Source organism: Pseudomonas frederiksbergensis (genome assembly GCF_017114915.1).
GTDB classification, from domain to species: Bacteria; Pseudomonadota; Gammaproteobacteria; order Pseudomonadales; family Pseudomonadaceae; genus Aquipseudomonas; species Aquipseudomonas frederiksbergensis_I.
The window spans coordinates 1-688 of the sequence record NZ_JAAUOE010000112.1 but is presented as its reverse complement, the minus strand read 5'-3'; the positions used below and the strand labels follow the sequence as shown (position 1 = coordinate 688).

Below are 688 nucleotides of genomic sequence, written 5' to 3'. Positions count from 1 at the left end.
GTTTTTGTTCACCAACTAATAATAAATCGAGGTGAGGCAGCAATTCCTCAATACTACTGGATAGCTCCGTCGCTAGAGCCTTCGCATTTTCCGCTGCCACATCAACATAGCGGCCATCATCGCCTTTACGATGTTCCCAAGGAGGGTTGGCTACCAATATCGTTAACTTCTCCGGCAGTTCCGCGGCAACGGGGCTCAGTAGTTCTAACCAGCTATTCAGTGCATCCGACGCCTCTGGCCTCATACCCTTCGAGTCGTACTCGAAAGCATGTTTAATACTATCTAGAGCTTCAGGCCAATAACGGCCATTAATAGAAACAACTTTTCTAATGGCTATATCCAACATTTCAATGCGGTTGTTTGAAATAAAGCCCCTTATTGAGTGGCCTATGATAGATAGAACCTTTTTTCTTTGAGCTTCACCCCTATCTAATAGAGCTAAGATTAAGTTGAAAGCCTCTTGCCAGAATTCAAAAATTTCTTGCCATGTTGCAGGTTTCCATTCTTCAAGTGGAGCTTTAGTGCCCTGATATTCAGCGCCAACTGTCCGCGTGCCGCCATAGATGCTTATTGCTTGCTCTAAGCCATTAAGTACTATCAGGTCTATATTTAGCTGATTAGCCTCTATCGCCCGCTTTAACACATCAAAACGAACATTGGGCTTCGCTTGTGTTCCAGAAAGATTAAC

General features: G+C 44.2%; 1 protein-coding gene. It reads right to left on the bottom strand.

All coding sequences use genetic code 11. The features are described from left to right. On the bottom strand, positions 1-688 hold a 688-nt coding region (locus HCU66_RS26960; protein WP_241015720.1), incomplete at both ends, for a hypothetical protein.